Origin of the sequence: Anabaenopsis tanganyikae CS-531 (assembly GCF_029891675.1) — a bacterium.
Lineage (GTDB): Bacteria > Cyanobacteriota > Cyanobacteriia > Cyanobacteriales > Nostocaceae > Anabaenopsis > Anabaenopsis arnoldii.
Map to the genome: position 1 here is coordinate 22,857 of NZ_JANQDF010000092.1, position 13,892 is coordinate 36,748.

A 13,892-nucleotide genomic window follows, 5' to 3' on the forward strand; every position below is an offset into this window, starting at 1 on the left:
TCTCAAGTTTATAGCCTTTTTCAGGCTCATGAAGTACACACCAATTCCCTATTCCCTATTCCGGTGTTCCCTCAAACTAAAAAAAATTGTACCTCACGAGCATGGGAAATGCTATATTAAAAAACTAATAGTTACTCTCGGCATAGGCTGATTTTTTAGGAGTGGGCTTTGACGGTCTAATTGATCTCAGTTTCTCCAAACGTAACCTTCCTATTGATTTTGATATTAGGGGGCCGAATTGCCCAAAAGGTGTGACCGCAATCGCAAACGTTATCTAGACAGTGCCAGTCGCAAATGGTGATACACTGAAATAACTTCATCAGCAGCAACTTTAGTATCCACAAATGATAGTATTTCCTGATCCAGTGGTGGTTTCTGGCGACCTTCTGCGCAAAGCAGCGATCGACATGGAGTATTATTGAAGTCTAAGAGGATGTTTGTCAAGTCATGATTAGTGTATCGAATATTATTTTACCCCACCCTCACCTTTCCCTTTAGAAGGGAAAGGGGACAGGATTTAATCAATTAAATGGGGTGAAGATGTGATGAAAATTACGGCTGAAAACTTATCAAACATCCTCTTAGTCTCTTAATTTATTCCCAGGCTACCTGTAAAATATATAGTAAAAGTTTTACCCTTGAAGCTTAATATCAAGACTATGAAATCTGAAGGGGCTTCACGATACGAAGAGGATTTTTATGGCTGGACTCAGTGGCAAGTACAAGCACTAGCAGAAAGGCAAGTATCAGAATTAGACTGGCAAAATTTACAAGCTGAATTAGAAGGGTTGGGAAGACAGGAATACCGAGAATTAGTCAGTCGTCTTACTGTCTTGTTAGGTCATCTGCTCAAGTGGGAATATCAGCCAGAAAACCGTTGTCGCAGTTGGTTTCTGAATATCAGAGAACAGCGCCGTGCAATCAACCGCCATTTTCGTCGCAATCCTAGCTTAAAGTCTTCCATGGCTGAGGCTGTAGAGGATGGTTTTGCAGCGGGGGTGGATTTAGCTCTACGAGAAACCAACTTACCCTTGAGAACTTTTCCGGAAAAATGTCCCTACAGGTTTGAAGAAGCGATCGCAGATAGTTTTCTTTGTGATACTAGCCAAGATTGGCAATAAGTATTTACCATCGGCATAAGGATTTGCAAACAGCGCTAACGCGATTTTTGGTACTGGGTACACCCAGCCACACCAGCCAGGATCCTGGGGTTAAAACCCCAGTCTCAAAGCTCAAGCCAGTTGAAACCGGCTAGATTGTCTAGGTGATGGCAAATATTAAACTAATTGGGCGATTGGGCGATCTGCTTGCAGCAACCCTTGGTCGATCGCCTTGGGTACTGGGTACACCCAGCCACACCAGTAGGTTTTTAACCGAGTTAAGCTATTAGACTCTTAATTCATTCCCCAGCTACCCTAGACTATTGTAAACAACCTTAACCGAATTAATGACTTTAGCAAAGACAGTGAAGCTTGGACGCAGATCAGCCTCTAGGTTTTTGAACCGTTACCTAAAAACTGAAGCGGATCGACTGATTTGGCAGTCTGCAATGGAGAACAGGGGCTTAATCCTAGCCAACTTTGCCACTGGTATTGTAGGGGCTATGTTTGAAGGAGGAACCTTTGGCATTATCTTCTTGGCGGTTACCCTGTTGAGCACCCCCCAAGGAATAGACTCGAACCAGTACGCCATCTTAGCAGGAGTCCCCGGACTAGGGAGTTGGTTGAATGCCCTTAGTCAGGAGGTGTTATTTATTCTTTTATTAGGGCTAGCAGTTACGTCCCAAATCTTCCTGGGGCTTTGCAACTATTGGAATCTGGTGACTGCGGGGGACCTAGGGGTGAGATTACAGGTTAAGTTCACAGAGTATATTCATCGCCTGATTCTCAGTTTTAGCTTTGCCTGTGCCAGTCGTTATAAGGTAGGAGATTTAACTTCCTATGCCGCTAGCGCTGGCCCCACGGTTCAAACCCAGATTAAGTTAGCTAATACTTTGATCACTAACTTTTTGCTGCTTTTGGTCTATCTAGGCATTCTGGTGGTCATTTCCCCTTGGCTGTTATTGGCCGCTCTGGCCACTGTCTTAGTTTTTTATGGTATCCAAAAGCAATTACTCCCCCGTATCCGCCGTTACTCTAGTGTTAATGAGCAAGGACTGGTGGAAATTAGCAAACGGGTAACGGAAAATTTGCAGGGGTTAAGGCTCTTGCACACCACGGGACGTCAATCCAGCGCTGTGGCTCAAGTTAAGGCATTAGTAGAGCAGGTTAAGCCGGGGCTGCAAAAACAGATCCGCTTGCTGAATATTACCAATCCCATTACCCAAACCTTACCGGTCGTTTTGTTGGCTATTATTGCGGGGATTGCCTTTTTGCTGTTTTCCCGGCGGAGCACTGGGGTGTTACCCAGCTTAGTCACCTTTGTGTTGGCCTTGCAACGGTTTAATATCCGTCTTCAGGGTGTTACTGGAGCGGTCACGGGGTTTGCTGATAACTATGGTAAGTTAGCCCGCTTTCAAGAGATTCTTGACCCCAGGGATAAGGAGTTTGGGCGACTGGGAACAGTGCCCTTTACTAACCTAGCCACAGATATTAGCTTCCATGGGGTTTGTCTGCGTTACTTGGCTGATCAGGGGGAGGTACTGCAAGATATTAATCTTGTCCTACCTTTGGGCAAAGTAACGGCCCTGGTGGGACAGTCGGGGGCGGGTAAGTCTAGCTTGGCGGATTTATTGGTGGGGCTTTATGAGCCGACCAGAGGAAAGATTGTGGTCAATGGTCGGGATTTGCGCGACTATCATCCTAGTAGCTGGCGGCAACGATTGGGGGTTGTCAGTCAGGATACTTTTCTGTTCAATGCCACTATCCTTGAAAATATTCGTTTCGCTTGTCCGACTGCTACAGATTGGGAAGTGATGGCGGCCGCCCAGGCGGCTCAAGCCGATGGCTTTATTCAGGATTTACCCCTGGGCTATGACACGGTAGTCGGGGAGAGGGGGTACCGACTCAGTGGGGGTCAGCGGCAACGGATCGCCCTGTCCCGGGCGATTTTATCCGATCCGGATTTGCTGATTTTAGACGAGGCTACTAGCGCTCTAGATACGGTTTCGGAAAAGCTTGTCCAAGAGGCTTTGGATCAGTTTGGGCAAAACCGGATGGTGTTAGTGATTGCTCACCGATTATCGACGATTGTTAATGCGGATCAGATTGTGGTGCTTCAGCAGGGACGCATTGTGGAAAGGGGAACCCACAGTGAGTTACTGGGGTTGTCGGGTATTTATAGGAATTATTGGCAGTTACAGTCAAGCCAAAAGAAAGGGCCGTTGTCACCTTCACAGAATACTTGAAATATATAGGGCTTGCTGAATAAACTTACCATTAAAATAATGCCTAACTTATACATTATTGGTGGTGCAAACGGTTCTGGTAAAACTACCGCCGCTATGCAAATTCTCCCCTATTTTCTAGAAGTATTTGAATACGTCAACGCTGATGAAATAGCAGCCGGACTTTCTCCTTTTAACCCCGAATCTGTAGCAGTTCAAGCCGGAAGATTAATGTTAGCAAGATTAGAAACACTGGTAAATGCTAACACTGATTTTGCCTTTGAAACTACATTAGCAGCCCGTAACTTTGCCCGATTTTTGAGAGAATGTCAAGATAAAGGTTATATGATTAACTTAATTTACTTTTGGTTGCAAAGTCCAGAATTAGCGATCGCCAGGGTACGCAGACGGGTAGAAAGTGGCGGTCACAACATCCCAGAAGACACTATTCGCCGTCGCTACGAACGTGGTAGAAAGAACTTAATTGAATTATACTTACCTTTATGTGATGTAGGACTAATATTTGATTTTTGAACAGAACTCCGTACATGGTTCGGCTTCGCTCACCATAAATACTGACAGCCTTCTTTCCCGTTCCCTGTTCCCTGTTCCCTGTTCCCTGTTCCCTGCCTCTACGAAAAATTCATGAATCAAATCGGATCACTATAGATGGATTGTTTATGATAACTCTAACCCAATTTTACAGCTAATAGCTGAACGCCCTTTAAATCAAGAACCTATCATTTATCAACCTCAACTATGGAGTCAAATTACTACTAATGAATAAGCCAATTTCTGTAAATAAACCAATTCCTGAGAAATTATCTAGCCTTGATGCAGGTGTTAAACTCGCTATTGCTAAAGCTATTGAAAGACACCGTAAATTAGGCGAGGCGATTAGCATTTGGCAAGATGGCCAAGTTGTTACCTTAACTCCTGAACAAATTCCACCTTTAAACTCAGATGAATAAACTATATTCTCTCATTCTAGAATAAATTCCACCTTTGACTTCAGATGATTAACGTATTTTCTCTTGTTCCAGAACACATCCGAGAAAAACTAACACTCACGGATGATAAAAAACAAATATTGCAACAACAAACTATTAGTCAACATACCCCAGGTACAATTTTATCAGATTGTGGTGCTTCAGCAGGGACGCATTGTGGAAAGGGGAACCCACAGTGAGTTACTGGGGTTGTCGGGTATTTATAGGAATTATTGGCAGTTACAGTCAAGCCAAAAGAGAGTGCCGTTGTCACCTTCACAGAATACTTGAAATATATAGAGTGTAAATTCAGTGTTAACAAAATCTAAAAAAATACTGTGTCGGGCCTGTGGTTCTGATCGTCTTGTTTATTTATGGGATTGTGCCCCCTTTCCCAATGGATTACTCGAACAGGTCGGACTATCGGATCTTTCCCCCGGTCAGTTATATCGTTGTCAGGACTGTGGGTTAGGACAACGGCTACCTTGCTTAACAGCGGATGAACTTAAACAGGTTTATGCCACAGCGCCGGGTGGAGCAATGGATTATGAGTTGGCAAAGAATGCAGGGTGGTCAAGAAGTAAGACGTTATTGCTAGAGTATTTCCAGAATCAAGAGTCTATTTCTGTCCTCGACGTAGGTTGTAATGAGGGCAAGTTTCTGCATAATTTACCCACTCATTGGCACAAGTTTGGCGTTGAGGGGGGAATTCAACCGGCTAAATCAGCTGGCGCTAAGGGAGTTAATGTTATTGCACAGCGATTACAAGATATAGATTCAAAGTGGCATCATTGTTTTGATGTGGTAACAATGTTTGATGTGTTTGAGCATCTCATCAATCCACTAGAGGGAATAGATCAAGCAGAATATTTACTTAAACCGGGGGGGGTATTGCTGATTAGCACTGGCGATATGGATGCTTGGACTTGGCGTTGGTTTAAGGGCAATCATTGGTACTTACAAACGCCATTGCATTTGTCTTTTGCTACAAGGCAATTTTTTGATTATGTTGAGAAAAAATTGCCCCTTAAAGTTAAAGGTGTGTATCAGATTCCTCATCAATTGGGAAGCAGTCGGGAGGTTTGGGATGATCGCGTCAAGGCTGCTTATTATGAGTGTTGGCAACGGGGTGGTTTTTGGCGACTTCCTCAAAGAGCCATCTTTTCAATCCCGCAATACTCACATCTTAAGCATTTAACCAGTGTGCCTTGGACTATGAAACTTGTCGATCACTTCCTAGTTATATGTTTAAAACCCATCTTTTGAAACTCAATCTTCTAGCCCTATGATTAAAGCTGTGATGCATAAAATATTCAATTCTCTTGGTTTGGAAATTAGGCTTCTAAAGAATATTCGTGAAGCACAAAAACGAGAAAAGAAAATGAAAGAATTAGAAGATTATAAATTTCTGGGGAATTTTCATATAAAAAGTATTATCGATATTGGTGCCAACGAGGGACAGTTTGCTAGGACAATTCGTAATGTGTTTCCGGCTGCAACTATCTATTCATTTGAACCCCTACCTGATGTTTATAAGGTGCTTTATTCATCAGTAGCAGAAGATACTAACATTAAAACTTTTAATTTAGCATTAGGAAACGAAGTTGGCACAAAGCAAATGTTCTCAAGTTCCTTTTCCCCTAGTTCTTCGATGTTGAATATGTCTAAACTGCATAAAGAAGAATGGCCAGAATCATCAGTTAATACCAGTGTTATGGTTCAACAAACTTGTTTAGACCAATGGGTAAAAGAGAACAATAAAACTATTGGGGATGATCTTTTAATTAAGCTGGATGTACAAGGCTATGAACTTTCTGTTATTAAAGGAGGAGAGAAGACTTTCAAAAGTGCCAAGCTAGTAATTATTGAGGTTTCTTTTTATGAGTTTTATGAAAAACAACCCCTGTTTGATGATATCTACAAATACCTATGCAATTTGGGTTTTGTTTATCGGGGCAACCTGGAGCAATTTCGCTCTCGATCCGGCGATAAAATACTTTTCGCAGATGCGATTTTTGAAAATATCGGTATCTAGTTACTCTCCCTAATTTAGGGGAAATTTGTTTTTTTAGATATAGGGTTATTTTGGTAGTATAAACCTTTTTAAATTCTAAATATGCCTTTTGATAAGCAACTGTTAGTCACCGGTTCCGCTGGCTTAATCGGCTCTGAATCGGTGCGTTATTTCACCCAACTGGGCTGGCAGGTTACAGGTATTGACAATAATATGCGAGCCGACTTCTTTGGCAAAGACGGTGACACTACCTGGAATTTGCAGCGGTTACAAGTTGACTGTCCGGAGTATCAGCATTTCTCCCTTGATATCCGCGATCGCCCCTCTATTCTGAACCTCTTTTCAGAACAAAAATTTGACCTGATTATTCACGCCGCAGCCCAACCCTCCCACGATTTAGCCGCCAGTCGTCCCTTTGATGATTTTGATGTTAATGCCGTTGGCACACTAAACCTCCTGGAATCCACCAGAAGGGCTTGCCCTGAAGCAGTGTTTTGTTTCCTTAGCACTAACAAAGTCTATGGTGATGCCCCCAATGAGTTGCCATTGGTGGAACTAGAGAGCCGTTGGGACTATGCCAATCCCCAGGACTATGGCGGTATTACCGAAACCTGTCGCATTGACCAGAGTAAACATAGTTTATTTGGTGCGAGTAAAGTAGCAGCGGATGTGATGGTACAGGAATATGGCCGCTACTTTGGGATGAAAACCGCCTGTTTTCGCGGCGGGTGCCTGACGGGATCAGCCCACAGCGCTGCTGAACTCCATGGTTTTTTAGCTTACGTGGTGCGAGCCTGTGCAGAAGGAAGAGAATATAAAATCTACGGTTATAAAGGTAAACAGGTGCGGGATAATATCCACGCATCTGATGTCTGTGCTTTGTTGCATCAATTTTATTTACATCCCCGTTGCGGTGAGGTCTATAATCTGGGTGGTGGTAGAAAAAACAGTATTTCCGTCCTGGAGTCGATCGCCAAGGCGGAACAGCTGTTAAATAAACCCTTCCGAACCACCTACATTGACAAAAATCGTGAAGGCGATCACATCTGCTATATCAGTGACCTGACGAAAATTCACAACCATTTTCCCGACTGGCAAATCACCCGCAGTTTAGATAGCATTTTCCAGGAAATGGCTACCATGTACCTATTGCAGCGATGACAAAAACATTAATTGTTATTGGTTCCGTTGTCCCTGGAGGGGCTAACGTGGGAGAAATCTTGTTGCGGGATATGTTGACCTGTCTCAAAAGAGAAGAGTTTATTGTTGCTCCTCTTTTAACTGGGGAGACCTTTACCGAAGAAGCCAGGGGTAATAGTCAGCAGTTGAATACAATTTTTCCGCTAAAATCTCCCCCAGAACATGCCGTTCGGCGTTGGGGTGGACGTTTGGGGGGTTTAGTCTGTGCGGGTGAACGATTACTATTTTACGATAGACAGATCAAAGTCCTAGTTAGCCAGATCGAGGAGCAAGTGAGGGAATTAGGTATCACTCGTATCTGGGGCATTTTGAATACAACCGTGGTGGTTGATGCCCTGTTTGGTTTGATGGGAAAGTGTGATTTACCTTTATACACCCAGGTCTGGGATGACATTGATTACCTCACCCAACAGCGTGGACTCGACGCTACCATGCGATTTCGCACCCGAAAGAGATTTGGTCTACTCCTGAAAAAATCAGTTAAGACTGGTGTGATTTGTGAGACTATGGCTCAAAGCTATAAACAACGCTACACAGCCCGTTGTGAAATTATCCGTCATGGACTACCTAATCAGGTAATAGCTCGGACTGAATATTCATCAACCGATGAATTCCGCATCGGCTTTTCCGGGGGGATGTATGCCCCTGATGCTTGGCAGGCATTGTTTGCAGCTCTGGCTTATATCAATTGGCAAATCGCAGACAACAAGCCAATTAAATTGATTGTCATGTCGGGAAAAATCACCCTACCCTGTACAAGCCCCGCCCATGTTGAATACTTAGGTTGGCGAACCACTGATGAAGTTAGACAACGACTAGCTGAGTGCGATTTGCTCTATGTTCCTTATCCCTTTACTTCCTACCTCAAACCCTTGGCTCAACTCTCCTTCCCCACTAAACTCAGTACCTATGTTAACCTCGGTCGCCCAATTTTTGCCCACGTGCCTGAATATGCTTCATTGGTGGATTTTTACGCGCAGTATCCATTAGGTGCGCTTTGTACTTCGTTAGATCCAAAAGTCATTGCTGAACAAATTACCGCCCTAGCAGAAGATACCAGCCTTTATGAAGCCTCTGCTAAAACGGTTGCTTGGGTTGGGGAAAAAGAATTAAGTCACCAAAATTTTGTCAAGCAGGTAAAACAGTTTATTGAATTGGAACCCCCAACTAGTTAGTACAGTACAATTATTGTGTTTCTCAAATGAGTTATCCCAAACGGTTCTTGTTTTTGATGCCAACTAGTTCTGTCGCAGGCGGCGTGGAGACATGGCTTGATGAAATTTATCACTACTTAACAACGCATCAATTTGAAGTATTAGTCGGGTTATTGCGAGGACAGCAGTTTAACCAACCAGAGCGCTATCGTGCTGTTCATCCCCAGCTAAAAACCATTGAAGTCGATGGACGGGGCTGTAATCGGGAAGGTAGAGTTCAGGCATTAATGCGCTGTATTGAAGGAGTTAAACCTGACATAGTGATTCCATTGGGAATCGCCGATGCTTATGAGGCTGGGATTCGCAGCAAGCAAAAAGGGCTAGATACTCGTTTAGTAATTCATGCTCAGGGAAACTTAGAGCCAATGCTTGCCGATCTCAGGAGTTACCGGGATGGGATTGACCAAGTAATTTGCCCCGGAGAGCTAACCAAACGAGTTTTAATTAACTGGGGAGGGTTTCCATCAGACAGAGTGACTCATATCCCCAACGGTGCTAATCAGCCAAAGTGCAGTTCACAACGTCCCATCTCATCAGGAAAAGCAAAGCCTATTCGCATAGGATATATTGGCCGCTTAACCACCCTTGACAAGCGATCGCCGGATTTAATTACCCTGTATCAAGAACTCGAAAAGCTGAACCTAAATTATCAATTAGATATTGTCGGGGACGGCCCTTGTTTTGCTCAACTCCATGAAGCTTTGGGTAAGGCTCCCCAAGTTAAACTCCACGGAGCTTTGTCTCGCGAGGTTGTTTATCAAGAGATATTTCCCAACCTTGACGTACTGATTTTACTATCCTCATCGGAAGCCTTTGGCATTGTGATTGTGGAAGCCTTGATGCACGGTGTAATCCCGGTCACTTCCCGTTATGTCGGCTTTTACGCCGAAGGTTTAGTCAAAGAAAACGAAACCGGTTTGTCCTTCCCTGTGGGAGATATGGCTGGCGCGGCTCAACAAATTCAGCGTTTAGCCGAGGATGGTGATTTACGACACCGCCTGTCTAGCAATGGGCAAGTGCATGGACAGCCCTATACTTGGGAAAATTCCCTCACTAATTGGAAAATAATTTTAGAACAAGTCATGGCTCGCCCTCCGCTTTTAAGTTCGTCTCCTTTACCCAAGATTCCCACCACAACTGGACGATTAGAACAGTTGGGGATTCCAGCCAGTGTCATTGACGGGTTACGTCGCCTCCGTCGGTTTTTGTTGGGGTCACCCATTCCCCCTGGTGGAGAAGAGTGGCCGTTATTTTATCGTCATCATTCTGAGTCTTTGCTGGAGGAAATTTCCCAAGTTTTGAAAGACCTTGATACTTAAGTATTTATGTATTTATGCTAGTATTATTATATGAATCCTCACATTCTTTTTATTGCACCCTCCGCTTACACCCTTAGTGGCTTGGCAACCTGGTTAGACTACCTGTTACCTGGTCTAAAACAACTGGGGTGGCGCACTACCTTGGGGCTAGTAGAAGGGGCTCGGTATCATCGAGTCGCTGAATATTTAGCAGTTCATCCCTGTGAAACCGCGATCGCCATTACCTGCAAAACTGGAACTCCCCAAGGACGACGGTGGGCGGTGCAAAGGGCAATTCAAGAATATTCACCGGATATTGTGGTGACGGTTAATATTCCTGATGCGATCGCCGCTACAGCAGAACTCAGAAGTCGGGGTAAAACTCAAGCTAAAATTGTGATGACCTGTCACGGCATTCAGGAAGACCTATTTGCCGATATGAAACTATTTAAAAATTCCCTGGATGCCGTAGTTTGTACAAATAAATTGGCTTGTAAGTTAGCAGAGGATTATTCTAGCCTAGATAAATCATCAGTATTTTACGCTCCCTGTGGAGCGCCAACTCGGCCTTTAACCCCACGGAAATTTGAACAAACATTTAAAATTATTTTTGTCGGAAGACTAGAGCAGCAACAAAAAAGAGTACATGACTTACCCGCTATTCTGGAGAACTTAAGCAGTCAGCAGATTCCCTTCCACTTGAAAATTGTGGGTACTGGACCTGAAGAAATCAGACTACGTGATCGTTTATCACAATTCATTAACTCAGGAGAGGTTTCATTTTTAGGCCATGTCCCTTCCCATGAACTGTGGGAAAAAGCCTATTTTCAGGCCGATACCTTGTTAATGCCATCCTGTTGGGAAACAGGCCCAATCGTTATTTGGGAAGCAATGGCAATGGGGGTACCTGTGGTTAGTTCTCGTTATATAGGAAGCGGTCTAGAAAATGCCCTCAAAAATAGAGAAAATTGTCTGCTTTTTAATGTCGGAGATACGGAAACAGCAACCCAGCAATTGATTACACTATATTCAGATCCAGAGTGTTGGCAAAATATCCGTCAGAATGCTTGGGATCTAGCAAGGCTAAGATATTCAGAGGAAGCCTCGATCAAACAATGGAACGAGGTATTTCAGTCTGTCATTTCAATGCCTTTGAAAGCTGTTAGTGTTTTTAACAGCAAAAATGCCACAGGGGGTCAATCTAGGTTAGATCGATGGCTTGGTAAATCAACAGGTGAATATATTCGTCAATTTCTGGGGAAAACTTGCCCAAATACGGGAGCAGGAGGAGAATGGCCCCACAGTTGGCAAGCTTACGAAGAACATCAAGAAGTTTTTTTTGAATTATCTAAATTAGAAGATTTCAACTTATAACAAAGTGGCAAATAACCAAAGAACAAAAAAGTGTGTACTCGCAAAAAAAAATAGAGATTGCTTATCAAGAATAATATTGATGAAAACAAAATATTTGCAACCATTACTCAATAAATATGATATTTTCTCTGTTTAGCTTTATCATCCCAAGTATTATTTTCCCTTACATCTTCTCGCTAAGAGAAGCGTACAGAGCTTTTAAAACCAAAAAAGCATCTGCTACTGATTTAGTAGAGCTTCTAAAAATACCAAAAATTTCAGACAAAGAAATAAAAAACGTTATCATTAAATATAGCGAAGACAAAAAAGACGTATTTTTTGTTCAAATAGGATCAAATGATGGAAAAACTGGAGATCCTATCTATGAAATTGTCAGTATATCAAGTAAATGGAAGGGCATTCTAGTTGAACCTATTCCTCTGTTATACGAAAGACTAATTAAAAACTATTCAATGCGATCTGGTTTGATTTTTGAGCAGAGCGTTATTTCAGATAAAGCGAAAACAGTAGATTTCTACGTTGTTAATCCTGCTGCTCAAGAAGTTTTTGATCTCCCCTGGTATTATGATCAAATAAGTAGTCTCTCTCAAGAGCATATAATAAAGCACTTGGGTAAAAAAAATTACTCCTTATATTGAGCAAGAAAAATTACAAGCATTGTCTTTTAACGATTTGCTTGCCAAGCATGATTATGAATCTCAAAAGATCGATTTCTTGCATATTGATGTTGAAGGTTATGACTATCAAGTTGCAAGACAAATCAGTCTAAAGCAGTGTCCTCCTCAAATGCTCCTTATCGAGTTTAGGCATTTAAAGTATCATGATTGCTTAAAATTAATAAAAAAGTTTAGTCCTAATTATCATATGTATAGCAACAATTCCGATTTATTTTTTGTCTTAAAATAAACGCCTTTCCTAGAGTTGCTATGGTAATTTAATAAAAAACAACGGTTAAAACCATTACTGTATAACGATTCCATCAATCAAAAATAATAGATTTAATAAAAATTGATTTTGATTTTATTGAATCTCTTGATACATAATGAATTTAACCAAGGATTAAGTGTTAAATGGTCATATCTAGTCTAGGAGAGCCAAATAAACTTCTCTGAAGATTTCTGTCTTTTTAGTATAAACCTTGTCCAACTTGAAAACCCTAGTTTTACTGCAAAGGCTTAAATAACTATAGGGCAAGACTTACAGCCTAACAGAGTTCCTCAAAAACTACAAGTCCGTACCTGGACGAGGTTGAAGAAAAAATAATTTGTGTTTCGATTATAACTTAACTTGCTCTCTCTTTTGATTTAGGCAATAAATATGAAATTAGCTTTTGTCAGTCGTCCCAATGCTTTAGATATCAATGCTTACTCTGGAATTCCCTATAATATCGCCCAATCACTACAGAGTGTTTGCTGTGATATTCACTACATCACTCCGTTAGAGGATCAAGCAACTTTTGGCATTAAGGCAAAGCATTACGTTTATCGTAAATACATAAAGCAAAGTTTTTTGCGAGATCGTGAACCTCCGATTATTCGACAGTATTGGAATCAAGTAAGAACGAAACTTTTAGAGATAAAGCCTGATATTATATTCAGCATTGATTCACTACCTTTTGCCTCAGTAAACACTGAAATTAACGCGCCTTTAGTTATTTGGGGTGAAGCAACGTTTAATAATTGTTATAACTTTTACCCTTGGTACAAAAATTTATGTAAAGAGTCCTATATCAAAGCAGAAAAAGCGGACAGGTTGGCGTATGAAAAAGCGAGTTTACTAATTTTCCCTTCAGAGTGGGCAGTAAACAACGCAATTAATCATTACGGTGTAGATGCGTCAAAAGTCAAAACAATTCCTTATGGAGCAAACTTACTGAGCAACCCTAACTTTGATAGTTTTGACTCGATTATTTCCGCCCGCCTAGAGACTCCTTTAAAGTTTTTATACATGGGAACAGACTGGTCGAGAAAAGGAGGCAATAAAGTCGTTGAAGTTGTCCGTACACTTAATCAACAAGGATATCCGGCTGAACTCCATATTTTAGGTGCTAGATGGATCGACCCTAACATTTTACCATTTGAGCCTTTTATCATCAATCATGGTTTCGTAGATAAATCAACTGTTGAAGGCAAGGAATTATTTGAGAGCATTTTTCAGCAGTCTACCTTTTTTATAATGCTCTCAGTAGCAGAAACCTTTGGAATTGTCTATTGTGAAGCGATCGCCTATGGAGTTCCATCTATTGCGCACGATGTCGGTGGAGTGAGTTCAGCAGTCATAAACAATCAAAATGGTAAGCTGTTCCCCCTTCATGCTTCGGTTGAAGAAATTACAAACTGGATTATAAAGATTACTTCCAATCCTGAACAGTACACAGAATTAGTCCATTCTTCATATCAACTATTTGCTCGATCTCTAAACTGGCAGACTGGTGCTCAACAAGTGAAAAAATATATGGAGAACCTTATTAAGTAACCA

General features: G+C 42.0%; 14 protein-coding genes. All 14 read left to right on the plus strand.

What is annotated here, in order from left to right:
- Positions 1-659 precede the first annotated feature (659 nt).
- The 14 genes from NWP22_RS09665 (at position 660) to NWP22_RS09725 (ending at position 13,889) form a co-directional block, all read left to right on the plus strand.
- Positions 660-1,121 (plus strand): DUF29 domain-containing protein, encoded by a 462-nt coding sequence (locus NWP22_RS09665; protein ID WP_271734413.1) that lies wholly within the window; start codon positions 660-662, stop codon positions 1,119-1,121.
- Between the two features lie 146 nt (positions 1,122-1,267).
- Entirely contained in the window at positions 1,268-1,390 is a 123-nt protein-coding gene (locus NWP22_RS09670) for a hypothetical protein (protein WP_271734412.1), read from the plus strand.
- A gap of 57 nt (positions 1,391-1,447) precedes the next feature.
- Positions 1,448-3,346, plus strand: coding sequence for an ABC transporter ATP-binding protein (locus tag NWP22_RS09675; protein ID WP_280801790.1), 1,899 nt, complete (start codon positions 1,448-1,450; stop codon positions 3,344-3,346).
- 39 nt (positions 3,347-3,385) lie between these two features.
- Complete coding sequence (locus NWP22_RS09680) at positions 3,386-3,859, plus strand: ATPase (protein ID WP_271734410.1); 474 nt, start codon at positions 3,386-3,388, stop codon at positions 3,857-3,859.
- A 245-nt stretch (positions 3,860-4,104) separates the two neighbouring features.
- A complete protein-coding gene (locus tag NWP22_RS09685) occupies positions 4,105-4,296 on the plus strand; it encodes a hypothetical protein (protein WP_271734409.1) in 192 nt (63 codons plus the stop codon).
- Between the two features lie 330 nt (positions 4,297-4,626).
- Positions 4,627-5,580, plus strand: a complete 954-nt coding sequence (locus NWP22_RS09690) for a class I SAM-dependent methyltransferase (protein ID WP_280801791.1) — start codon at positions 4,627-4,629, stop codon at positions 5,578-5,580.
- A gap of 19 nt (positions 5,581-5,599) precedes the next feature.
- Positions 5,600-6,349, plus strand: coding sequence for an FkbM family methyltransferase (locus tag NWP22_RS09695; RefSeq protein WP_280801792.1), 750 nt, complete (start codon positions 5,600-5,602; stop codon positions 6,347-6,349).
- A gap of 81 nt (positions 6,350-6,430) precedes the next feature.
- The gene (locus NWP22_RS09700) at positions 6,431-7,489 is read left to right on the plus strand and encodes an NAD-dependent epimerase/dehydratase family protein (RefSeq protein WP_280801793.1); all 1,059 of its coding nucleotides are present in this window, start codon (positions 6,431-6,433) and stop codon (positions 7,487-7,489) included.
- Positions 7,486-8,703: a glycosyltransferase family protein gene (locus tag NWP22_RS09705; protein ID WP_280801794.1), complete on the plus strand. Its 1,218-nt coding sequence runs from the start codon at positions 7,486-7,488 to the stop codon at positions 8,701-8,703. The genes NWP22_RS09700 and NWP22_RS09705 overlap by 4 nt, the downstream gene beginning before the upstream one ends.
- 26 nt (positions 8,704-8,729) lie before the next feature.
- Positions 8,730-10,061 carry a glycosyltransferase family 4 protein gene (locus NWP22_RS09710; RefSeq protein ID WP_280801795.1) on the plus strand — a complete coding sequence of 444 codons (1,332 nt, stop codon included), beginning with the start codon at positions 8,730-8,732 and terminating at the stop codon, positions 10,059-10,061.
- Between the two features lie 30 nt (positions 10,062-10,091).
- Entirely contained in the window at positions 10,092-11,414 is a 1,323-nt protein-coding gene (locus tag NWP22_RS09715; protein WP_280801796.1) for a glycosyltransferase family 4 protein, read from the plus strand.
- Positions 11,415-11,530: 116 nt separating this feature from the next.
- Positions 11,531-12,052: a hypothetical protein gene (locus NWP22_RS09720; protein ID WP_280801797.1), complete on the plus strand. Its 522-nt coding sequence runs from the start codon at positions 11,531-11,533 to the stop codon at positions 12,050-12,052.
- 34 nt (positions 12,053-12,086) lie between these two features.
- A complete protein-coding gene (locus NWP22_RS18360; protein WP_425332611.1) occupies positions 12,087-12,320 on the plus strand; it encodes an FkbM family methyltransferase in 234 nt (77 codons plus the stop codon).
- A gap of 411 nt (positions 12,321-12,731) precedes the next feature.
- Complete coding sequence (locus NWP22_RS09725; RefSeq protein WP_280801798.1) at positions 12,732-13,889, plus strand: glycosyltransferase family 4 protein; 1,158 nt, start codon at positions 12,732-12,734, stop codon at positions 13,887-13,889.
- The last annotated feature ends 3 nt before the right edge of the window (positions 13,890-13,892 follow it).

Coding starts and splice junctions, on each gene's coding strand:
- NWP22_RS09680 (WP_271734410.1), top strand. CDS start 3,386: ATGCCTAACTTATACATTATTGGTGGTGCAAACGGTTCTGGTAAAACT.
- NWP22_RS09720 (WP_280801797.1), top strand. CDS start 11,531: ATGATATTTTCTCTGTTTAGCTTTATCATCCCAAGTATTATTTTCCCT.
- NWP22_RS09725 (WP_280801798.1), top strand. CDS start 12,732: ATGAAATTAGCTTTTGTCAGTCGTCCCAATGCTTTAGATATCAATGCT.
- NWP22_RS09695 (WP_280801792.1), top strand. CDS start 5,600: ATGATTAAAGCTGTGATGCATAAAATATTCAATTCTCTTGGTTTGGAA.
- NWP22_RS09685 (WP_271734409.1), top strand. CDS start 4,105: ATGAATAAGCCAATTTCTGTAAATAAACCAATTCCTGAGAAATTATCT.
- NWP22_RS09665 (WP_271734413.1), top strand. CDS start 660: ATGAAATCTGAAGGGGCTTCACGATACGAAGAGGATTTTTATGGCTGG.
- NWP22_RS09715 (WP_280801796.1), top strand. CDS start 10,092: ATGAATCCTCACATTCTTTTTATTGCACCCTCCGCTTACACCCTTAGT.
- NWP22_RS09670 (WP_271734412.1), top strand. CDS start 1,268: ATGGCAAATATTAAACTAATTGGGCGATTGGGCGATCTGCTTGCAGCA.
- NWP22_RS09675 (WP_280801790.1), top strand. CDS start 1,448: ATGACTTTAGCAAAGACAGTGAAGCTTGGACGCAGATCAGCCTCTAGG.
- NWP22_RS09710 (WP_280801795.1), top strand. CDS start 8,730: ATGAGTTATCCCAAACGGTTCTTGTTTTTGATGCCAACTAGTTCTGTC.
- NWP22_RS09705 (WP_280801794.1), top strand. CDS start 7,486: ATGACAAAAACATTAATTGTTATTGGTTCCGTTGTCCCTGGAGGGGCT.
- NWP22_RS09700 (WP_280801793.1), top strand. CDS start 6,431: ATGCCTTTTGATAAGCAACTGTTAGTCACCGGTTCCGCTGGCTTAATC.